22 protein-coding genes and 1 pseudogene are annotated in these 19726 nt (G+C 38.2%); 18 read left to right on the plus strand and 5 right to left on the minus strand.

Annotation, left to right across the window (positions count from 1 at the left end):
* Nucleotides 1–66 precede the first annotated feature (66 nt).
* Together OCF96_RS05035 and OCF96_RS05040 are read left to right on the plus strand one after the other, a co-directional pair.
* Entirely contained in the window at nucleotides 67–2682 is a 2616-nt protein-coding gene (locus OCF96_RS05035; RefSeq protein ID WP_261446597.1) for an SEC10/PgrA surface exclusion domain-containing protein, read from the plus strand.
* Nucleotides 2675–3118 (plus strand): hypothetical protein, encoded by a 444-nt coding sequence (locus OCF96_RS05040; RefSeq protein ID WP_101782269.1) that lies wholly within the window; start codon nucleotides 2675–2677, stop codon nucleotides 3116–3118. The genes OCF96_RS05035 and OCF96_RS05040 overlap by 8 nt, the downstream gene beginning before the upstream one ends.
* Before the next feature lie 280 nt (nucleotides 3119–3398).
* Here OCF96_RS05040 and rpmG read toward each other — a convergent pair whose 3' ends face one another.
* The 4 genes and pseudogenes from rpmG to OCF96_RS05060 all read right to left on the minus strand — a co-directional run bounded on the left by rpmG (nucleotide 3399) and on the right by OCF96_RS05060 (nucleotide 4727).
* Nucleotides 3399–3548 carry a 50S ribosomal protein L33 gene (rpmG, locus tag OCF96_RS05045; RefSeq protein WP_001265622.1) on the minus strand — a complete coding sequence of 50 codons (150 nt, stop codon included), beginning with the start codon at nucleotides 3546–3548 and terminating at the stop codon, nucleotides 3399–3401.
* Nucleotides 3549–3563: 15 nt separating this feature from the next.
* Nucleotides 3564–3746 (minus strand): 50S ribosomal protein L32, encoded by a 183-nt coding sequence (gene rpmF, locus OCF96_RS05050; RefSeq protein WP_000290417.1) that lies wholly within the window; start codon nucleotides 3744–3746, stop codon nucleotides 3564–3566.
* A 151-nt stretch (nucleotides 3747–3897) separates the two neighbouring features.
* Nucleotides 3898–4074 (minus strand): type II toxin-antitoxin system antitoxin, encoded by a 177-nt coding sequence (locus tag OCF96_RS05055; protein ID WP_033608448.1) that lies wholly within the window; start codon nucleotides 4072–4074, stop codon nucleotides 3898–3900.
* Between the two features lie 25 nt (nucleotides 4075–4099).
* Nucleotides 4100–4727, minus strand: a pseudogene (locus OCF96_RS05060) (SPFH domain-containing protein).
* A gap of 190 nt (nucleotides 4728–4917) precedes the next feature.
* Between OCF96_RS05060 and OCF96_RS05065 the strand changes: the two are divergent.
* The 6 genes from OCF96_RS05065 to ilvD all read left to right on the plus strand — a co-directional run bounded on the left by OCF96_RS05065 (nucleotide 4918) and on the right by ilvD (nucleotide 12319).
* Complete coding sequence (locus OCF96_RS05065) at nucleotides 4918–6948, plus strand: BglG family transcription antiterminator (protein WP_261446598.1); 2031 nt, start codon at nucleotides 4918–4920, stop codon at nucleotides 6946–6948.
* Nucleotides 6949–6951: 3 nt separating this feature from the next.
* On the plus strand, nucleotides 6952–7236 hold the full coding sequence (locus tag OCF96_RS05070) for a PTS sugar transporter subunit IIB (protein WP_000912476.1): 285 nt from the start codon (nucleotides 6952–6954) through the stop codon (nucleotides 7234–7236).
* 12 nt (nucleotides 7237–7248) lie between these two features.
* Entirely contained in the window at nucleotides 7249–8595 is a 1347-nt protein-coding gene (locus OCF96_RS05075) for a PTS ascorbate transporter subunit IIC (RefSeq protein ID WP_024056492.1), read from the plus strand.
* A 3-nt stretch (nucleotides 8596–8598) separates the two neighbouring features.
* Complete coding sequence (locus tag OCF96_RS05080) at nucleotides 8599–9456, plus strand: transketolase (RefSeq protein WP_033687490.1); 858 nt, start codon at nucleotides 8599–8601, stop codon at nucleotides 9454–9456.
* Nucleotides 9453–10385: a transketolase family protein gene (locus OCF96_RS05085; protein ID WP_023947581.1), complete on the plus strand. Its 933-nt coding sequence runs from the start codon at nucleotides 9453–9455 to the stop codon at nucleotides 10383–10385. Before OCF96_RS05080 ends, OCF96_RS05085 begins: the two co-directional genes overlap by 4 nt.
* A 230-nt stretch (nucleotides 10386–10615) precedes the next feature.
* Nucleotides 10616–12319 carry a dihydroxy-acid dehydratase gene (gene ilvD, locus OCF96_RS05090; RefSeq protein WP_223330821.1) on the plus strand — a complete coding sequence of 568 codons (1704 nt, stop codon included), beginning with the start codon at nucleotides 10616–10618 and terminating at the stop codon, nucleotides 12317–12319.
* 211 nt (nucleotides 12320–12530) lie between these two features.
* On the opposite strand, the gene OCF96_RS05095 is transcribed toward ilvD, so the two are convergent.
* Nucleotides 12531–12872: a metal-sulfur cluster assembly factor gene (locus OCF96_RS05095; protein ID WP_001206380.1), complete on the minus strand. Its 342-nt coding sequence runs from the start codon at nucleotides 12870–12872 to the stop codon at nucleotides 12531–12533.
* Nucleotides 12873–12995: 123 nt separating this feature from the next.
* On the opposite strand from OCF96_RS05095, the gene rgg reads away from it, so the two are divergent.
* The 10 genes from rgg to OCF96_RS05145 all read left to right on the plus strand — a co-directional run bounded on the left by rgg (nucleotide 12996) and on the right by OCF96_RS05145 (nucleotide 19600).
* Nucleotides 12996–13847 carry a quorum-sensing system transcriptional regulator Rgg gene (gene rgg, locus OCF96_RS05100; RefSeq protein ID WP_261446599.1) on the plus strand — a complete coding sequence of 284 codons (852 nt, stop codon included), beginning with the start codon at nucleotides 12996–12998 and terminating at the stop codon, nucleotides 13845–13847.
* Between the two features lie 305 nt (nucleotides 13848–14152).
* Nucleotides 14153–15400: an MFS transporter gene (locus OCF96_RS05105; protein WP_024056863.1), complete on the plus strand. Its 1248-nt coding sequence runs from the start codon at nucleotides 14153–14155 to the stop codon at nucleotides 15398–15400.
* Nucleotides 15401–15629: 229 nt separating this feature from the next.
* The gene (gene hisS / locus OCF96_RS05110; protein WP_261446600.1) at nucleotides 15630–16910 is read left to right on the plus strand and encodes a histidine--tRNA ligase; all 1281 of its coding nucleotides are present in this window, start codon (nucleotides 15630–15632) and stop codon (nucleotides 16908–16910) included.
* Between the two features lie 271 nt (nucleotides 16911–17181).
* On the plus strand, nucleotides 17182–17376 hold the full coding sequence (locus tag OCF96_RS10255) for an aspartyl-tRNA synthetase (protein WP_239822581.1): 195 nt from the start codon (nucleotides 17182–17184) through the stop codon (nucleotides 17374–17376).
* Nucleotides 17377–17385: 9 nt separating this feature from the next.
* The gene (locus OCF96_RS05120) at nucleotides 17386–17592 is read left to right on the plus strand and encodes a helix-turn-helix transcriptional regulator (RefSeq protein WP_001176233.1); all 207 of its coding nucleotides are present in this window, start codon (nucleotides 17386–17388) and stop codon (nucleotides 17590–17592) included.
* Nucleotides 17592–17780 carry a hypothetical protein gene (locus OCF96_RS05125; RefSeq protein ID WP_001057594.1) on the plus strand — a complete coding sequence of 63 codons (189 nt, stop codon included), beginning with the start codon at nucleotides 17592–17594 and terminating at the stop codon, nucleotides 17778–17780. Before OCF96_RS05120 ends, OCF96_RS05125 begins: the two co-directional genes overlap by 1 nt.
* A complete protein-coding gene (locus OCF96_RS05130) occupies nucleotides 17767–17955 on the plus strand; it encodes a hypothetical protein (protein ID WP_049534884.1) in 189 nt (62 codons plus the stop codon). The genes OCF96_RS05125 and OCF96_RS05130 overlap by 14 nt, the downstream gene beginning before the upstream one ends.
* A gap of 11 nt (nucleotides 17956–17966) precedes the next feature.
* On the plus strand, nucleotides 17967–18701 hold the full coding sequence (locus tag OCF96_RS05135; RefSeq protein ID WP_261446601.1) for a DUF3169 family protein: 735 nt from the start codon (nucleotides 17967–17969) through the stop codon (nucleotides 18699–18701).
* Nucleotides 18702–18710: 9 nt separating this feature from the next.
* Nucleotides 18711–19352, plus strand: coding sequence for a CPBP family intramembrane glutamic endopeptidase (locus tag OCF96_RS05140; RefSeq protein WP_261446602.1), 642 nt, complete (start codon nucleotides 18711–18713; stop codon nucleotides 19350–19352).
* A 17-nt stretch (nucleotides 19353–19369) separates the two neighbouring features.
* The gene (locus OCF96_RS05145; RefSeq protein WP_000832185.1) at nucleotides 19370–19600 is read left to right on the plus strand and encodes a hypothetical protein; all 231 of its coding nucleotides are present in this window, start codon (nucleotides 19370–19372) and stop codon (nucleotides 19598–19600) included.
* Nucleotides 19601–19726: the final 126 nt, after the last annotated feature.

A 19726-nucleotide genomic window follows, 5' to 3' on the forward strand; every position in this document is an offset into this window, starting at 1 on the left:
AGACTGGAAAATGTGGTATAATATTATTCATAAAACAGTCTTTTAAGATATAAAGGAGTTTATACGATGGAATCAAACACTCAAGGTCACGGAACCATCAAAAAATTGCGCACAGGTGCAGTTATTTCAACGCTTGCAATCTCGGCTTTAGGGGTATCTACTAGCGTATCAGCTAATGAAACTGAAGTAGCCGTTAATGAACCTGCAACTAGGGTAGTTGCTAAGGACGAGGTAGTCCCTAAAGTTCCTAGTCAAGCTGATGTTGACAAGGCTAAGGCTGAATCTGATAAGGCTAGTCAGGATGTAGCTAAGCAAAAAGAAGTTGTTGCATCTACTGAAGTAAACATTGCTAATGCTGAAAAGACTATCGCTGAAACTACTAAAAAGGTAGAAGAGGCTAAGACTGTTACACCTGAAAAGGTAGCTGAGGCTAAGGCAGACGCTGATAAGAAAGCTAATGAGCTTGCTACTGCTGAAAAGACTGTAGCTGACGCTGATAAGTCTGTATCTGCGACTGCTGAGAAGGTTGCTGACCAAACAAAAGTAGTATCTAATGCTGAGAAAACTGCAACTGCAACTGCTGAAAAGGTTGCTAACGCCCAGAAGAAAGTAGATTCTCTTTCATCTACTACTGATGTTGCTCCCCTTGAAAAAGAGGTAGCTACTCTTACTAATCAAGTCACCGAAGACAATCAAGCAGTAGAAACTGCTCAGACTAACCTTGATAACGCTAAAAAGGCTCAATCTAACAAAGAACAAGCTATCAAAGATGCACAAGGTGGGGTATCTCAAGCTGAATCTAATCTTACTCAAGCTACTACAGCCCTTGCTAATGCTAAGGCTAACAAGTCTTCAAAACAAGATGCTCTCAATGCAGCCAAAATTGACCTAGACCGTGCTAAGACTGAGTTGGAAAGTGTTGACAGTGGTCAGGCGAAACTTAATATTAGTTCTGAGTATGTTAGACTTCTAAGAGAGTACTCTAATACTAAAAATATGTCTTTCTCAGACCAGTTAAAGGCTTTAGGTAAAAAAGAACTTGAAAACAGGGGTATTTTGGGTGCAGAAGGTAACCCTAACAAATATAAGGCTCCAGAAAAAGATAAGAGTGTCAATGTAGACATTAAAAATCTTACCCCAGAAGTAGAGCGTGAAATTAACTTATTCACGGCTGACCTTATCAACCAAATCCGTGATGCTTTTGGTAGACCACGTGCTATCGTAACAGAAGACTCTATGCGTATTGCTAAAGAAGTTGCAAAAGCGTCTAAAGAAGAAGAAAACCATGACTTTGATGCTCTTGACGGAGTAGAAGCGAAAAATGGTATCCTAATTTCAGAAAACCTCGGCTTTAGTGAGAAAGGGGTATCAAACTTAGCAGAGCTAAAAGAAGTTATCTATAAGAACATTCTTATTGGATTGTTCCTAGACTCTGACTCAGAAGAGCGTTTAAACTGGGCGCATGCTCTTAGTTTTGCTCGTCTAAGTGATATTAACAAACCTGACCTAGTTTATCAAAACTACATTGGTGTTGGTTTCCAACCTACAAGCGAAGGTAACTTTAATATCCACATCGACGGTACATCTGATAATGGTATCTCTGAAAATGCTAAGTTCGACAAAACCAAGGTAGTTACCGCAAACAATAATGCTAAGGCTCTCCAAGAAAAACTAACATTGGCTCAATCAACTTATGATAATGCCCTTTCTGAACTCAACCAAGCCAAATCTTCAGTCCAATCAGCCCAAACTGCCTACACCAACGCTGAAACAGCTCTTGCTGATGCTCGTACTAACCTCTCTAACGTAGTAGGTAACAAGATTGATGTTCCAGCGCTTGAAACAGCTCTTGCTGACGCTCAATCTAAACTAGCACAAGACACTAAAGCTTTGCAAACTGCTAAGGAATCGCTTGCTCTAGCTAAATCAAATGCAACTGACAAGGCTAAGGCTCTTGCTGAAGCTAAGTCAGCTCTTGAAACTGCTAAGGCTGAACAATCTACTGCTGATCAATCACTTGCCACTGCTAAAGGTGAATTGGAAGTCCTTACTAAAGCTCATGAGGTAGCAGTCTTGGCTCGTAAGTCAGCTGGTCAAGACCTTGCTCGCAAACGTGAAGCATCTAAAGAAGCTAGTGACACTTATGAAGTCCTTGCTCTTGCCCTTACACACCGTAATGAAGTCCTTAAGGCTTTGGACAAAGAGCTTACTGATGCTAAATCTAAGCTTGGTGTACTTCGTGCTGAGTTGGAAACTGCTAAGGACGAGTTGGCTCGCCTAGAGGGTATCGCTGAAGCTAAGGCTCGTATCCTTGCTAAATTGAAAGACCTCAAAGACCGCTACGAAACTGAACAAGCTGAAAAACGTCGCTTGGAAGAGCTATCTCGTAAAGCAGACGCAATCCGTAAAGCAGGTGGTCAACCTAAAGAAGTTACTAACGCTGACGGTAAAGTAGTTGATGTTGTGGATGGGAAGGCTCAAAATAAGGCAGTAGTTGCGACAGTAGGAACCAAAGAAGATAGAACGTATCAAGCTCCTGCACAAGCTACAAATGCAAAAGCAGAACCTAAGAAACAACTTCCAAATACAGGAACAGAGGAGACAATGCTAGGCTTATTAGGTTTAGGGTTATTAGCAAGTTTAGGATTAGGATATATAAAAAAGGATAGAATAAATGAGTAATACAAGAAATTGTCTAAGAGAATTTATCAAATATAATTTATCGATTAGAAACTTTACTGTAACAAACCAAGGAAATTATTTGAAAGCAATAAAAGGGAAAGAAAAATATAGAATTTTGCCTGTTACTAGAACAATTCCGATAGAATCTGAAACTACTACTGTTGAAGCAAACTATGAAACTGTTAAAAAATTTCAAAAATATAATAATGGAAAATATATTGATTGTATTGCTTATGCCATAAGCAAAGTATCAGATGATAAAATTCAAGGGCTCGAATTATTTATAATTCCTATAGTAGAATTTGAGAAATATGTTCAACCTGATAAAAAAACTGGGGATGTTTTATCGAGAGCCTCTAATCACTATCATTATAACTATGCAAAATATAGTCATCAAATTAATGAATTAGTCCATGATTCTTGGATGAGAAAGTAAAAAATAAAAAATCTTCTTACTTATTGTAGGAAGATTTTTTTGGATTCCTAAAATTTATTGAAAAGACTGCGCTATTCCAACAATTTTTAGGAATAAAAAAAGTCCTAAGAATTTTCTAGGACTTTATATTCTTCGATTGTTGACTTTCTTTTTTATTTCAAAAAAGGTTGCCAAAAAGGTTGCCATAGAACTGATTTCAAATGATTTGTAATGAAATTCAATATTTTAAAAATCGCATGAAATCAATGTTTTTCAGCATGTACTGAAATGTAATGAAACCTTATTTAACTTCTGTAAACACAACGTGTTTGCGAAGTTTTGGTGAGTATTTCTTCAATTGAAGACGGTCTGGAGTGTTACGTTTGTTTTTAGAAGTAAGGTACAAGCGTTCACCAGATTCTTTGTGTTCAAGTGTAATATTTACGCGCATGGTATCTCCCTTCTATTATTCAGCTGATGCAGCTTTAGCGATTTTACGTCCTTTGTAGTATCCTTTAAGTGATACACGGTGAGAACGTGAGTAATCTCCAGTAGTTTCGTCAAAGTTTACAGATGGAGCTGTTACTTTGTAGTGTGTACGACGTTTGTTTTTCTTCGCTTTTGAAGTGCGACGTGCAGGTACTGCCATTTTGATTTCTCCTTTAGGTATTTATATTCGATTCAATCTACTGATTTTCATCAACCATACTAGGATAACACATTTTTTTTGTAAAGTAAAGTTACTTGACAAAAAAAGATGAAAAAATTCTCCTGTCAGACCTAGCAGACAGGAGAAGGTGTTAAATGTCAATCTCAAATGGTTCGTCAATGGTTTCTGATACGTATTTTCCGTCTTTCTTCCGTTGTTTGACACATTCTGTAAGGAGATATTCGATTTGCCCATTGACTGAACGAAAGTCATCTTCTGCCCATGAGGCGAGTGCAGCGTATAACTTTGTTGAGAGTCGAAGGGGGATCTGCTTTTTTTAGCTTCAACCATCTTTAGTAAAGACTTCCTGTGTTGACAATTGGTTGTGCATCATGATTGCCACAGAGGACGACTAGGAGATTGGAAACCATAGCAGCTTTTCGTTCTTCGTCAATCTCTACCAATTCCCCTTCATTGATCCGTTCTAGTGCCATTTCAACCATTCCTACAGCACCATCTACAATCATCTTACGGGCATCAATAATGGAAGTAATTTCTGGAGCATAAGCTAGGTAAGTGATACGTGCTTCAAGGATTTCCTAAGCAGTCATTGTCATTTGATGATTTAGCTCCTAAAAAAGGAGATTTTGTGCTAACATCACCACTTTGTCCAAGTCGAGTGTGGTTTGCAGGGTTGACTGCTACGCTGAAGGGATTGACAAAGTAAAAGCCAGGTTCTTTGATGGTACCTGTATAGTTACCAAAGAGTGTCAGAACCATAGCCTCCTGAGGTTTGACAACTTTTAAACCAGCATGAGTTAGCGCTGCAATTACGATTAGTAAAGGTCCGATAATAATTCCAAAAATGTTTTCCGAACCAACACCCATTATAAATATAAAGATACCAAGTACGATTGTCAACTCAATGAGAATCAATGCTAATACACCATTTAGTTTTGAATTGATTAGTTTTTCAGTCATAAGAATGACCTCTGTTATTTGATATCTAAATGATATCATTTTGTTTTTAAAAATTAATAGAAAGTTGACAAATAATCACTAAAAAGTTTCAGCCCAATAATTACTTGTAGGAAGTGAGATTATATTGTGCTGAAATACTCTTTTATTCTTATAACTTTTACACTATAATTGTAGTTAGAAAGGAAGAGAAATGTTTGATTATAGAGCACTAGTTATTTTGATGACTTTGATGGATCATTGTGAGCTATCATTATATGAATTATCTGTTAAGGTGAGCTTACCTATAAAGGAAGTCAAAGAAGGAATAGATTATTTAGTGCCTTATCTAGCTAATAAAGGGATAGTGCTGGATAAAAAACAAGGTCGCTATAGTTTATCAAATCGTACGAAGCAGTCTTTGACAGATATTATTAAGTCGGATGAATTGGTTTTACCAAAGTCGACTCGCTTAGCATTAATCTATCTTTACACTTTTTGCCGATTAGATTTTATATCGAATAATCATTACCAAGACTTTTTGAAAGTAAGTAAGAATACAACCTTATCTGATATTCAATCATTAAGAAAGATTATGTTAGATAATGATTTGGAGCTAGGGTACAGTAGAGCAAAAGGTTATACTTTACACGGTTCAGAGTGGAATAAGCACCGTTTAGCTTTTCAAATGGTTAGTGAGTTGCTGGAATCCTCCATAGGGATTTGGGGGTTGGATTATGTTTTATCCAGTTGGGGGTATTCATTAACTTATGATTTGATTGATCAGGTAGTTAAAGATTATTATGAAAAGCTACAGATAGTACCTATTGTTAATCAATTAAAAGTTTGCCTTTTCGGTTTAGTATTCATTATATGTAGGTATCAAAGGGATGTTGAAAGAGTATGTCTTTCAGAGACATTAGTATCTCCTATTATTCAAGATATAACGACTATTTTATTAGATACAGTAGTTGATTTGGGAATTATAGATACGGTATTTTCAGAGGATGATTATCGCTATGTCACAGTTTTATTATCAAGTTGCTTTGAAGGTGAAGTAGATGTTGCTCCGGTTTACTTTAATCAATTAACAGAGGCTATTATAAGTAGAATGGAAGATATTTCTTTGTTACATTTTAAACAAAGAGAAGTATTGAGAGAAAATCTTCGCCGCCACCTTATACCGGCTTACTATAGATTAAAGTTCGGCTTACCTAGCTCAAATGAATATGTGTTGCATGTTAAAGAACATTATCCTGATTTATTTGAACTAGTAAAAGATTCTTTGACTCCCTTGATGGACGCTATTGACAAGCCCATACCTGATAGTGAAACAGCATATTTTGTTATCCATTTTGGAGGATATTTAAAGAAAGCAGACACTTTGCCTCAAAAATGTTATAAAGCAGCAATTATTTGTCCTAATGGAATTAGTTCTTCATTGATGATAAAAGAGAATCTATTAGCATTATTCCCTCAGATTGAGTTTATAGGAACCTCAAAGATTGATGATTTATATGCGAAAACTAGTAGTGACTATGATATGGTTTTTTCTACTATAAAGGTGGATACAGAGAAGCCAAATTATCTAGTTTCTGTTATGATGACGGAAGAACAAACAACACAGTTAGTTGAATTGGTATCAAAAGATTTCCCAGATACAGGGTATCGAGATATTGAGCTTAATCAGATAATTAGCATAGTAAGACGATATAGTGTAATCACACAAGAATTAGAGTTAAAATTAGCATTAAAGAGGTATCTCTATCAAGAAATGAACAGAAAGGAAGTGTTACCATTGTTAGAAGAATTAATTACAAAAGAAACTTATCAGGTTAGTTCGGAAAAATTAGGATGGAAGGAGGCAATTCGTTTAGCAGCTAAACCGCTTTTGGATCAACATAAGATAACTGAGAACTACCCTGAGGCAATGATTCAAAAAGTAGAAGAGTTTGGGCCTTTTATTAATTTAGGGAAGGGAGTAGCAATTCCTCACGCTCGGCCAGATGAAGGTGTGAATGAAATAGGAATGTCAATGTTAGTTTTGGAAGAACCGATTTATTTATTGGATAATCCAGAACAAGAGGTAAGATTGTTGATTTGTATTGCAGCTATTGATAATGAGAGTCATTTAAAGGCTTTGTCACATTTAACAACAATTTTAAGAGATAAAAATCATGTTCAAACTTTAATATCATCAAAAAACTATGATGACATTGAAATGATAATTAAACAGGAGGATTAGATAATGTTAAAAATTGGTACAGCTTGTGGTTCAGGATTAGGTTCAAGTTTTATGGTACAGATGAATATTGAATCTGTATTGAGTGATTTGAATGTTTCAGATGTAGAAGTTGAACACTATGATTTAGGTGGAGCAGATCCAAATGCAGCTGATATTTGGATTGTTGGTCGTGATTTAGCTGATTCAGCTAGTCATCTTGGAGATGTTCGTATCTTAAATAGTATTATTGATATGGATGAACTACGAGAATTAATTACTAAACTTTGTGAAGAAAAAGGACTTATTTAGGAGGCTAGCGTCATGATGAAGTTCATATTGGATATTGTTAGTACACCAGCTATTTTAGTAGCTTTAATTGCAATCTTAGGATTAGTTCTTCAGAAGAAGAAATTACCTGATATTATTAAAGGTGGAATTAAGACCTTTGTTGGTTTCTTAGTTGTATCTGGTGGTGCAGGAATTGTACAAAATTCTTTGAATCCATTTGGTACCATGTTTGAACATGCTTTTCATTTATCTGGAGTTGTACCGAATAATGAAGCAATTGTAGCTGTAGCTTTAACCACATATGGCTCAGCTACTGCAATGATTATGTTTGCAGGTATGGTATTCAATATCTTAATTGCTCGTTTTACTCGATTCAAATATATCTTTTTAACAGGGCACCACACTCTATATATGGCGTGTATGATTGCGGTCATTTTATCAGTTGCTGGCTTTACAAGTTTGCCTCTTATCTTACTAGGAGGATTAGCACTTGGTATTATTATGAGTGTTTCCCCGGCATTTGTGCAAAAATATATGGTTCAATTAACTGGAAATGACAAGGTGGCTTTAGGTCATTTCAGTTCTTTGGGATATTGGTTAAGTGGTTTCACTGGTAGCCTTATCGGTGACAAATCAAAATCAACAGAGGACATTAAATTCCCAAAGAGTTTAGCTTTTTTACGTGATAGTACTGTTAGTATTACTTTATCTATGGCAGTTATTTACATTATTGTAGCTATCTTTGCAGGGTCAGAATATATAGAAAAAGAAATCAGTAATGGTACAAGTGGTCTAGTTTATGCTTTACAATTAGCAGGTCAATTTGCAGCAGGTGTATTTGTTATTTTAGCAGGTGTTCGCCTTATTTTGGGTGAAATTGTTCCAGCCTTTAAAGGTATTTCAGAGCGTCTTGTACCTAATTCAAAACCTGCTTTGGATTGTCCGATTGTTTATACTTATGCACCTAATGCAGTCCTAATTGGATTTATCTCTAGTTTTGTTGGTGGTTTAGTAAGTATGGCAATTATGATTGCTTCAGGAACGGTTGTCATCTTACCAGGCGTTGTGCCTCATTTCTTCTGTGGAGCGACTGCAGGTGTCATTGGGAATGCATCTGGTGGTGTTCGTGGAGCCACTATTGGAGCATTTTTACAAGGTATTTTAATTAGTTTTCTTCCAGTCTTTTTAATGCCAGTTTTGGGAGGACTTGGTTTCCAAGGGTCAACTTTCTCAGATGCAGATTTTGGTCTATCAGGAATTATTTTAGGAATGTTGAATCAATTTGGCTCACAAGCAGGCATTGTTATTGGTCTTGTTCTTATTCTAGCAGTTATGTTTGGAGTATCCTTTATTAAAAAGCCATCTGCAAAGGAGGAATAAGGGATGATTTTAAGTGAAAATAGAGAAGATGAGTTAAGAAAATTTGCAACAAAAATCCGATTAAATACTCTTAGAACATTGAATCATCTTGGATTCGGCCATTATGGAGGGAGTCTGTCTATAGTAGAAGTTTTAGCAGTGCTTTATGGTGAAATAATGCCGATGACTCCAGAAATATTTGCGTCACGAGATAGAGATTATTTTGTTTTATCCAAGGGACATGCTGGACCAGCTTTGTACAGCACACTCTATTTGAATGGTTTCTTTGACAAAGAATTCTTACATTCTTTAAATACAAATGGAACCAAATTACCGTCTCATCCTGATAGAAATCTAACGCCGGGCATAGATATGACAACTGGCTCTTTAGGACAGGGAATTAGTGTTGCAACCGGACTTGCATATGGTCAGAGAATAAGAAAAAGTCCCTTTTATACCTATGCTATTGTTGGAGATGGTGAGTTAAATGAGGGACAATGTTGGGAGGCTATACAGTTTGCTTCTCATCAACAGTTATCTAATTTAATTGTATTTGTAGACGATAACAAAAAACAATTAGATGGTTTTACAAAGGATATTTGTAATCCAGGTGATTTTGTAGAAAAATTCTCAGCATTTGGGTTTGAATCCATTAGGGTCAATGGTTCAGATATTAGAGAAATTTATGAAGGGATTATCCAATTAAAACAGTCAAATAATTCATCCCCTAAGTGTATTGTATTAGACACTATTAAAGGTCAAGGAGTTCGAGAGCTGGAAGAAATGAAATCCAATCATCATCTTCGCCCTACTGTAGAGGAGAGACAAATGTTAACTTCAGTTGTAGAAAGATTAAGTCAGGAATTGGAGGAAACAGAATGATGAGAAGTACGAAAGAATTACGACATGTGTATAGAGATTTCCTTCTAGAAGCTAACCAAAGTTATTCTGATATAGTAGTTTTAGAAGCAGACTTGTCAAGTTCGATGGCTACTAATAATCTTGAAAAGGACTTTGGAGACCGTTATGTGAATGTTGGGATCATGGAAGCAGAAATGGTCGGGCTTGCAGCAGGTTTATCTATTCAGGGGTTTAGACCTTATCTTCATACATTTGGCCCTTTTGCTTCACGAAGAGTATTTGATCAATTATTTATTTCTCTTGGGTACGCACAATTGGATGCCACTGTGATTGGCTCAGATGCAGGAGTAACGGCAGAGATGAATGGTGGAACACATATGCCATTTGAAGAAATTGGATTGTTACGTTTAATTCCTAAATCAATCATTTTTGAAGCAACTGATGATATCCAATTTCGTGAAATCTTGAACCAGACATTAGAATTAAAAGGACTAAAATATATTCGAACAATTAGAAAAGCTCCAGAGGCTGTATATCAAGGTGGAGAAGATTTTTCTAAAGGCTACATTGAGTTAAGACACGGTGAAGATGTTGTAATAGTTGCTTCTGGCATAATGGTTGCTCCAAGTATTCGAGTTGCGGATGAACTGTCTAAATTAGGTTATTCAGTAGGTGTGATAGATTTATTTAGAATCAAACCGATACCAGAACAGATAAAAACAATGTTAAGCGGAAAAACTATATTTACTGTAGAAAACCACAATCAGATAGGTGGAATTGGCAGTGCTTTATGTGAATTATTCTCTGATGATGGAATAACAAAAATTCATCGGATGGGTGTTCAAGAAAGATTCGGTCAAGTAGGGAAAATGGATTATCTTCTTAATGAGTATGGTTTGAGTGAATCGAATATAAAAGAGAAAGTTTTAGCGTTTTATAATGCAAGATAGATATTAAATACACTTATCTGAAAGAACTTCTGTAAAAATTACATTACGTTATTTAAAGCGAGCGGATTAAAAGCATATTCTGGTAATCAGAAAGTGCCCTGATCCGCTTTGTTGTTTTTAATTTAAAATGTTTATATGTGTATAGAATTTTCTGAAAATTCAAGAATTTTCTTCTGTTCATTGCCTTTAAAATGTGCTATAATAGTAAAAACTGAAATGGGAGGGAACAAATGACTGAATTAGCTAAACGTCATCGCAGTAGCATTTATGATAGTATGGTTAAATCACCAAACCGTGCTATGCTTCGTGCGACTGGTATGACAGATAAGGACTTTGAAACACCGATTGTGGGAGTGATTTCGACTTGGGCGGAAAATACACCATGTAACATCCACTTGCATGATTTTGGGAAATTGGCTAAAGAGGGTGTCAAATCTGCAGGCGCTTGGCCTGTGCAGTTTGGGACTATCACGGTAGCGGACGGGATTGCCATGGGAACGCCTGGTATGCGTTTCTCTTTGACATCTCGTGATATCATTGCAGACTCAATCGAGGCGGCTATGGGTGGTCACAACGTGGATGCCTTCGTCGCTATCGGTGGCTGTGACAAGAATATGCCTGGTTCTATGATTGCCATTGCTAATATGGATATCCCAGCTATTTTCGCCTATGGTGGAACCATTGCACCTGGAAATCTTGACGGCAAAGACATCGATTTAGTTTCTGTGTTTGAAGGTATCGGAAAATGGAACCACGGTGATATGACAGCTGAGGACGTGAAACGTCTCGAATGTAATGCCTGCCCTGGACCTGGTGGCTGTGGTGGTATGTATACTGCTAATACCATGGCGACTGCTATCGAAGTTTTGGGTATGAGTTTGCCAGGTTCTTCATCTCACCCAGCTGAATCAGCTGATAAGAAAGAAGACATCGAAGCAGCAGGACGTGCTGTTGTTAAGATGTTGGAACTTGGTCTCAAACCATCAGATATCTTGACTCGTGAAGCTTTTGAAGATGCTATCACTGTAACCATGGCTCTCGGTGGTTCTACCAATGCCACTCTTCACTTGCTTGCTATTGCCCATGCGGCTAATGTTGACTTGTCACTTGAGGACTTCAATACGATCCAAGAGCGCGTGCCTCACTTGGCCGACTTGAAACCATCTGGTCAGTATGTCTTCCAAGACCTCTACGAAGTTGGTGGTGTCCCTGCGGTTATGAAGTACCTGTTGGCAAATGGTTTCCTTCATGGAGACCGCATCACATGTACTGGTAAGACAGTTGCTGAAAACTTAGCTGACTTTGCAGACCTCACACCAGGTCAAAAAGTCATCATGCCACTTGAAAATCCAAAACGTGCGGACGGTCCGCTTATCATCTTGAACGGGAACCTTGCACCAGACGGTGCGGTTGCCAAGGTATCAGGAGTTAAAGTTCGTCGTCACGTTGGACCAGCTAAGGTCTTTGATTCAGAAGAAGATGCTATTCAGGCCGTTCTGACAGATGAAATCGTTGATGGCGATGTTGTCGTTGTTCGTTTTGTTGGACCTAAGGGCGGTCCTGGTATGCCTGAGATGCTCTCACTTTCATCAATGATCGTCGGTAAAGGTCAAGGAGACAAGGTTGCCCTCTTGACAGATGGTCGTTTCTCTGGTGGTACTTATGGTCTGGTTGTTGGACATATCGCTCCTGAAGCTCAGGATGGTGGACCAATTGCCTACCTTCGTACAGGTGATATCGTTACGGTTGACCAAGATACCAAAGAAATTTCCATGGCCGTATCCGAAGAAGAACTTGAAAAACGTAAGGCAGAAACAACCTTGCCACCACTTTACAGCCGTGGTGTCCTCGGTAAATACGCCCATATCGTATCATCTGCTTCACGCGGAGCCGTGACAGACTTCTGGAATATGGACAAGTCAGGTAAAAAGTAAACTCATACTCTTCGAAAATCTCTTCAAACCACGTCAACGTCGCCTTGCCGTATATATGTTACTGACTTCGTCAGTTCTATTTACAACCTCAAAGCAGTGCTTTGAGCAACCTGCGGATAGTTTCCTAGTTTGCTCTTTGATTTTCATTGAGTATCAAAAAGCAAGCCAACTTCGGCTTGCTTTTTTTCATATTCAAAAGTAATTTTCCTGCTTAACGAGGTGGCAGTCCAAGGGCAATGCGGCCGTAGCGACTGATTCGTGTGATTTTCCAAGCAGGTGACCAGGTAACTTCAACCTTGACATCTTCGATACCCTCGATTTGTTTCAGACCTGCCACGATTTCGATAGGCAAACTTTCGGCGCAATCACAGGCAGTGTCGGTGAAGGTCATGACAATCTTGCAGAGACCCGTTTCATCTAGATTGATTTCATAAATCAGGCCTAGATTGTAAACATCCAATTCCACATCTGTATCAAAAACCTTCTCTAGTTTTTCGATAATTTGGTCTTGTAAGGCCAAAGCACGGTCATTGATTTTGATATCCTCTCTCATTACAGTCCCTCCACGTGATAAATATCCTCTATTTTCTCATAATTCTGACAATTTGGCAAGTTTTTGATGAATTTTCTGAAAAATATGATAAAATGAAGAAAATACTGAATCAAGGGGAAGCCTATGGAGCAGATTGGAAAAGTCTTTAGACAATTACGAGAGTCAAGAAATATCTCGCTGAGACAAGCAACTGGGGGACAATTTTCGCCGTCTATGTTATCTCGATTTGAAACAGGTCAGAGTGAGCTTTCGGTGGAAAAGTTTCTATTTGCCCTAGAAAATATATCTGCCAGTGTGGAGGAGATCCTCTTTCTGGCGAGAGGTTTTCAGTATGATACAGATTCTGAGTTGAGAAAAGAAATCATAGATGTCTTGGATCCAAAGAATATAGCTCCGCTTGAGGACTTGTATCGCAAGGAGTATCAAAAGCATGCCCATTCTCAAAACAAACAGAAGCATATTTTAAATGCCATTATTATCAAGTCTTATATGAAGAGTATGGATGAAAGGGTAGAGTTAACGGCAGAGGAAGGGAAAGTCCTTCATGACTATCTGTTTTCTACCGAGATTTGGGGAATCTATGAACTCAATTTATTTTCAGTCAGTTCACCATTTCTATCTGTTTCTCTTTTCACTAGGTATGTTAGAGAGATGGTACGTAAATCTGATTTTCTAATGGAAATGTCTGGTAATCGAAACCTGTTTCACACTATACTATTGAATGGCTTTTTAGCTAGCATTGAGTGTGAAGAATTTACCAATGCCTCTTATTTTAAACGTGTTATCGAAGAGCATTTCTACAATGAAAATGAAACCTATTTCCGAATTGTCTATTTGTGGGCAGAAGGTCTCCTTGATAGCAAGCAAGGCAGAGTCAAGGAAGGTCAGAAAAAGATGGAAGATGCTGTCCGTATTTTTGAGATGCTTGGGTGTAATAAATCTGCCGAATACTATAGAAATACGACCGATTGTTGAATATCTGCAAACTAAGAAAATTATTTGAAATTTTAAGTGATAGAATTGTTGAGCTCTCTCAGGTCATCAAATAAGTTCTATCGTTTCTTTGTGCACATTTTTTTGTTGCATATATTCAAAAGTTTTTCCTCTAAAATTTCTAAGTGCTATACTATAGTCATACTTCACATAAAACTTATACTCTTCGAAAATCAAATTCAAACCACGTCAGCTTCACCTTGCCGTACTCAAGTACAGCCTTCGGCTAGCTTCCTAGTTTGCTCTTTGATTTTCATTGAGTATTTGAACAAGAAGGGAGATTACCTATGAAACTATTGTTCAGAAATCAAGCTTATCGTCTCTTGACTTTGTCACGCTTCTTCAATGCTTTTGGTGCTTCGATTTTCAACCTGGTATTTATCGTCTATGCATCGACCTTGTCACAAGCATCCTTTGCTGTTGCTATGGCGAATATTGTCATGATTATTCCGACTCTCTTTACAGTTTTTGTAGGGATTCGGGCAGATTACACGAGGGACAAGGTCAAATGGATGATCTATAGCGGTTTGTTTCAGGCAGTTTTATTTTTTCTAGCAGCCCTAGTTGTTCAGCAAGCTAGTCTCTTTGCCTTTTCTAGTCTGTGTTTAATCAATGTCATTAGCGATGTCATCAGTGATTTTGCTGGTGGTTTGCGCATGCCTCTTATTAAGGAAAAAGTAGCTGAAGATGATCTGATGGAGGCTTACTCATTTTCACAGTTCATCACCTATATTTCAGCTATTGGGGGTCAAGCTTTTGGAGTCTGGCTCTTAGGTCTATCGGTCAACAATTTTTCCCTCGTTGCGGGAATCAATGCCTGTTTTTTCCTAGTATCAGCCGTTATCCTCTTTTTAGGAAAAAGCAAATTGAGCCTGTCAATGTCATCTGCTGATGGTAAAATTCTAAAAAATGAGAAGCTTCCGATCAAAGAGCAGTTCCTAACGATTTATCGAAATTTACGTCTCGTTTTTCTTAAAGGTGGACAGAAAAACTTTGGATTCATGATCTTTGCTGTCTTGCTTATCAATGCCTTGGGTGGGGCTTTAGGAAGCATCTATAACATCTTCTTTTTGAGCCATTCTCTCTTGAATTTTTCTTACACAGAGGCACTATTTATCAATCAATTCGGTGTTTTAGTAGCAATCATCATCAGTAGCCTTACGGGCAATGATTATTTTGGGAAGCAGTCCTTGCCTAGATTGATGATGTGGGTGACCGTAGGACTCAGTCTAATTGGTCTAGCTAATTTATTCAATCAAGTCGTACTTGGTTTACTATTTCTCTTTTCAACTCTGTATGTGTCTGGTAAAGTTCAACCAAAGATTAGTGCCATGCTCATGAAAAATCTAGCTCCAGAGGTTCTAGCTCGTACCAGTAATTTTTTAGGTCTCTTGTTTACCTTATCCATACCTGTGGGAACAGCCTGTTTTTCACTTGTAGCCGTATGGAATATACAGTTGACTTGGATACTATTTGTTGGTTTTTCCTTCCTAGCTATTCTTTTGACAGTTATTAATCTCAAAAATGATATCTAATACTCTTCGAAAATCTCTTCAAACCACGTCAGTGTCGCCTTACCGTAGATATGGTTACTGACTTCGTCAGTTCTATCCACAACCTCAAAACACTGTTTTGAGCAACCTGCGGCTAACTTCCTAGTTTGCTTTTTGATTTTCATTGAGTATAAATCCTAATTTTTTTCTTACTGTTTTAATCCCTTTATTTATGGTAAAATAAGACTATTAAGTTTAAAGAGGATTCCCTATGAAATTACAAAAACCAAAAGGAACGCAGGATATTTTACCTGCTGAATCTGCCAAATGGCAGTACGTTGAGGGCTTTGCCCGTGAGATTTTCAAGCTCTACAACTATGCAGAAGTGCGCACGCCTATTTTTGAGCATTACGAGGTTATCAGCCGTTCTGTCGGAGATACAACGGATATCGTAACCAAGGAAATGTATGACTTTTATGACAAGGGTGATCGCCATATTACTCTCCGTCCAGAAGGAACAGCGCCCGTTGTCCGTTCCTACGTGGAAAATAAACTCTTCGCCCCAGAAGTACAAAAGCCAAGTAAGTTCTACTACATGGGCCCTATGTTCCGCTATGAGCGTCCACAGGCAGGGCGTTTGCGCCAGTTCCACCAGATTGGTGTTGAGTGTTTTGGCTCTAGCAATCCAGCTACCGACGTGGAAACCATTGCTATGGCAGCTCATTTCTTGAAAGAAATTGGCATCCAAGGTGTCAAATTGCACCTCAACACGCTTGGAAATCCTGAGAGTCGTGCGACCTACCGCCAAGCCTTGATTGACTATTTAACACCGCTCAAGGAGACCTTGTCTAAGGATAGCCAGCGTCGCTTGGAGGAAAATCCTCTCCGTGTCTTGGACTCTAAGGAAAAAGAAGACAAGGTAGCAGTAGAGAATGCGCCTTCTATCTTGGACTTCCTTGATGAAGAAAGTCAAGCTCATTTTGATGCTGTACGTCAGATGTTGGAAAATCTTGGAGTAGACTATATCATCGATACCAATATGGTGCGTGGTTTGGACTACTACAACCACACCATTTTCGAGTTCATCACTGAGATAGAGGGCAATGACTTGACAGTCTGCGCGGGTGGTCGTTACGATGGCTTGGTTGCTTACTTTGGTGGTCCTGAAACTGCTGGATTTGGTTTTGGACTTGGTGTAGAGCGCCTGCTTCTCATTCTTGAAAAGCAAGGTGTGTCTCTCCCTATCGAAAACGCCCTAGATGTTTATATCGCAGTTTTGGGCGAAGGGGCAAATGTCAAGGCCTTGGAATTGGTGCAAGCCCTTCGCCAACAAGGTTTCAAAGCAGAGCGTGATTACCTCAATCGTAAACTCAAAGCTCAGTTCAAGTCAGCCGATGTCTTTGCGGCTAAGACCCTCATCACCCTAGGAGAGAGTGAAGTCGAAAGCGGACAAGTGACGGTCAAGAACAATCAAACCCGAGAAGAAGTGCAAGTGTCGCTTGAGACTATCAGCCAAAACTTCTCAGAAATCTTTGAAAAACTAGGGTTTTAATAACAGAAAAACTGGTCAGAAAACTACTCTGACCTTTTTCTTTTGCAAAATGACAAAAATCATAAACTTTTTGACAAATATAATTGTCAAAAAGAAAAAGATGTGTTACAATGTAAGCAAGTTAAGAAATAAAGAAATAGGAGGGAGTCACATGTGGGTATGGATTTTTTTTCCTTTTCTCGTCTTGATTTATAGTAGTCAATCTAAAAAAATCAAGCGGTTAGAGAAGAGGTTAAAGGTAATCGAAAGAAAAGAGAAAGGAAATATAGATATGTCAAGATTATTGCAAGAATTAATTGGGAAAAATCCAACAATCGTTGGACAAGTGTTTGGAACATCTTTATGGGAAGTTGTGGATGTTGATGAGGAATGGGTCAAACTACGTCATGTCGATAAAAATGGGAAAGAAAAATTCAAGTTGCAACGTATTGAGGATATCCAAGCCGTTGAATTTGACGGAGAGTAGGTGTGTAACATGCAACTAAAAAATCGTCTAAAAGAGCTTCGGGCTCGCGATGGTCTCAATCAAACCGAACTAGCCAAGCTAGCAGAGGTTTCCAGACAGACTATCAGCCTATTAGAACGGGACGAATACACCCCGTCCGTTGTGATTGCCTTGAAAATATCTCAGATTTTCAACGAAACAGTCGAATCGGTATTTCGCTTGGAGGAGGACGAGTGATGAACATGTATAAAGTGGTTTATTATATGAGTGTTCTTGCCCTTATTGTGAATGCCTTTGCTATGATTGGAACATTACTGGGGTGGTTCTATTTTGTTGAAAGTAAGTATTTGTTTTGGATTAACTTAGTCCTCTTGTCCATTTTCAATTGGTTGAAGAAAAAGGAGAAAAATGATGAACAAGTATAAAGTAATCTATTATGTAGTTGCCATAGCTCTATTAGTCAGCGTGTTTCTACTAATTGGGATGGATCTAGGCTGGTTTAATCCCTATCAAAGTGACCAATTTATTTGGGCCTACTTTGCCCTCATCCCAGTAGTTGAATGGATTGAAAAGAAATCCAAAAACCTAGCAAGTGAATAAGGAGAATGAATATGAAAAAGAAACGTGGATTGTTATTTTTGATGTCTATTGTCTTGGGAGGTTTCTTGGGCATGTTTGTAGGGATGTTTAAGGCACGTGCTGAATCCCACGAAATTATGTTAGATGTGAAAGTCTTGATACCATGGATATCAGGTATTTGTTTACTGATAGGTTTCATTAGTCTTCTTTTGACTTTCAATTTCTTAAAGAAAAGCAGAAAATTTCACTCCTTGTATCAAGAGGAAATGGATGATGATCTGAATGAAACCTATTATGTGCAGATGTATCGGAGTCTCGAGTTTGGAACTATTGCTTTTAATAGTGCAAGCGTAGCGATTTTATTGGCTCTCTTCATTTCAGGAAGTGAAGTAATTGTACTCGATATTAGCCATATAACCTTATCCCTTTCCTTTTTGGGATTAGTGTTGGTTTTCAATGCTCAAAATTATCTTTTTAAGACTATTGCGATTGTTCGTCAGATTGGTTTGGTGTTTTTCTCTACACCAAAGGATATCTTGGAGCATTTCGATTCTTACGATGAAGGGGAGCGCAAGGCTAATTTGGAACAGAGTTTTCGGATTTTATTCCAATTAAATCAGTATGTCTTACCAGTCTTATATATTTTTCTTTTTTTCATTTCTGTCTTGACAGGAGAGATTCAGTTACTAGCCTTCTTGCTTGTAGGAGCAATCCATATTTATATCAATGTGATGCAGTTACCTATGGTAAAACGCTATTTCAAATAGGAGTTATCTATGAAACTACTTAAAAACCTTGGCTGGTTTCTTCTAGCTGTTCTATCCTTTTTCTTTGGCTATGGCTTTATTCAAGGGCTCGCGACTACTTCGCTTGCCTTAGGAGCTTCCCCCTATGCTGTGACCTTGCTCTATGTGGCCTTGGCTGGAGTTTATGTGTACGGCATTTACAAATGGTATCAGAAAGGTCCTGTTCGTATTGAGAAGAGTGGCTTCAACCGATTTATTTGGCTTCCTGCCTTGGTTTGGTTCTTATCTCTGGTTGTCCAGTTTTTCTTGCCAAATGATCCTTCAGTAAATCAGCAAATAGCGATAGACTTGACCTTGTCTCAACCACTTTTCTCATTCTTTGCGGTCGTTATTTTTGCTCCTTTGACGGAAGAACTTATCTTTAGAGGGATGTTGGCACGCTACCTCTTTCCTAAGCAGAACAATAGCAAACAAACTCTGATTTTCCTTCTGGTATCTAGTCTTCTGTTTGCCTTGATTCATTTCCCAGGAACTTTGCAACAGTTTTTGGTTTATGCTAGTCTAGGATTGAGTTTGGGGCTGGCTTATGTAAGTCGAAAAGGTCTTCTTTACAGCATTTCTCTTCACGCTTTGAATAATTTAGTGAGCTTTTTGATGATTCTCATGCTATAATAGAGTCAGGAGGTCACATGAAACGAGTAATTTTATTAGCAGTGATTCAAGCAGTCGTTCTATTTTTCATCATTGGAGCGCTAGCTTATGCCTTTAAGGGCGATTTCTTCTATAACTATCTAGCAGTCGTCTTTGCCCCTATTGCAGGTGTCTTGCGCTTTGGGACAGCTTACACAACGGAAATTGTCTTGCCTCGAAAGGCAGCCGAAATTGCTGAAAAGCGTAAAGCAGGCAACAATTCAAAATAAAAGAGTCCGATGAACTTCATCGGATTTTTGTATGGGCGTCAATTTTTAGAGTCTTCACTTGATTTTTAAAGACTGGCAAACTTTTCTGATGATTTTCATGAAGAGCCTGCGCTTTTATGGTAAAAT

Source organism: Streptococcus mitis (assembly GCF_946190065.1).
In the GTDB taxonomy this organism is placed as follows: domain Bacteria; phylum Bacillota; class Bacilli; order Lactobacillales; family Streptococcaceae; genus Streptococcus; species Streptococcus mitis_DE.

Bases quoted from the DNA above. Each gene is read 5' to 3' on its own strand.
- OCF96_RS05035 (WP_261446597.1), top strand. From the start codon at position 67: ATGGAATCAAACACTCAAGGTCACGGAACCATCAAAAAATTGCGCACA.
- OCF96_RS05040 (WP_101782269.1), top strand. From the start codon at position 2,675: ATGAGTAATACAAGAAATTGTCTAAGAGAATTTATCAAATATAATTTA.
- rpmG (WP_001265622.1), bottom strand. From the start codon at position 3,548: ATGCGCGTAAATATTACACTTGAACACAAAGAATCTGGTGAACGCTTG.
- rpmF (WP_000290417.1), bottom strand. From the start codon at position 3,746: ATGGCAGTACCTGCACGTCGCACTTCAAAAGCGAAGAAAAACAAACGT.
- OCF96_RS05065 (WP_261446598.1), top strand. From the start codon at position 4,918: ATGTTTGATTATAGAGCACTAGTTATTTTGATGACTTTGATGGATCAT.
- OCF96_RS05070 (WP_000912476.1), top strand. From the start codon at position 6,952: ATGTTAAAAATTGGTACAGCTTGTGGTTCAGGATTAGGTTCAAGTTTT.
- OCF96_RS05075 (WP_024056492.1), top strand. From the start codon at position 7,249: ATGATGAAGTTCATATTGGATATTGTTAGTACACCAGCTATTTTAGTA.
- OCF96_RS05080 (WP_033687490.1), top strand. From the start codon at position 8,599: ATGATTTTAAGTGAAAATAGAGAAGATGAGTTAAGAAAATTTGCAACA.
- OCF96_RS05085 (WP_023947581.1), top strand. From the start codon at position 9,453: ATGATGAGAAGTACGAAAGAATTACGACATGTGTATAGAGATTTCCTT.
- ilvD (WP_223330821.1), top strand. From the start codon at position 10,616: ATGACTGAATTAGCTAAACGTCATCGCAGTAGCATTTATGATAGTATG.
- OCF96_RS05095 (WP_001206380.1), bottom strand. From the start codon at position 12,872: ATGAGAGAGGATATCAAAATCAATGACCGTGCTTTGGCCTTACAAGAC.
- rgg (WP_261446599.1), top strand. From the start codon at position 12,996: ATGGAGCAGATTGGAAAAGTCTTTAGACAATTACGAGAGTCAAGAAAT.
- OCF96_RS05105 (WP_024056863.1), top strand. From the start codon at position 14,153: ATGAAACTATTGTTCAGAAATCAAGCTTATCGTCTCTTGACTTTGTCA.
- hisS (WP_261446600.1), top strand. From the start codon at position 15,630: ATGAAATTACAAAAACCAAAAGGAACGCAGGATATTTTACCTGCTGAA.
- OCF96_RS10255 (WP_239822581.1), top strand. From the start codon at position 17,182: ATGTCAAGATTATTGCAAGAATTAATTGGGAAAAATCCAACAATCGTT.
- OCF96_RS05120 (WP_001176233.1), top strand. From the start codon at position 17,386: ATGCAACTAAAAAATCGTCTAAAAGAGCTTCGGGCTCGCGATGGTCTC.
- OCF96_RS05125 (WP_001057594.1), top strand. From the start codon at position 17,592: ATGAACATGTATAAAGTGGTTTATTATATGAGTGTTCTTGCCCTTATT.
- OCF96_RS05130 (WP_049534884.1), top strand. From the start codon at position 17,767: ATGAACAAGTATAAAGTAATCTATTATGTAGTTGCCATAGCTCTATTA.
- OCF96_RS05135 (WP_261446601.1), top strand. From the start codon at position 17,967: ATGAAAAAGAAACGTGGATTGTTATTTTTGATGTCTATTGTCTTGGGA.
- OCF96_RS05140 (WP_261446602.1), top strand. From the start codon at position 18,711: ATGAAACTACTTAAAAACCTTGGCTGGTTTCTTCTAGCTGTTCTATCC.
- OCF96_RS05145 (WP_000832185.1), top strand. From the start codon at position 19,370: ATGAAACGAGTAATTTTATTAGCAGTGATTCAAGCAGTCGTTCTATTT.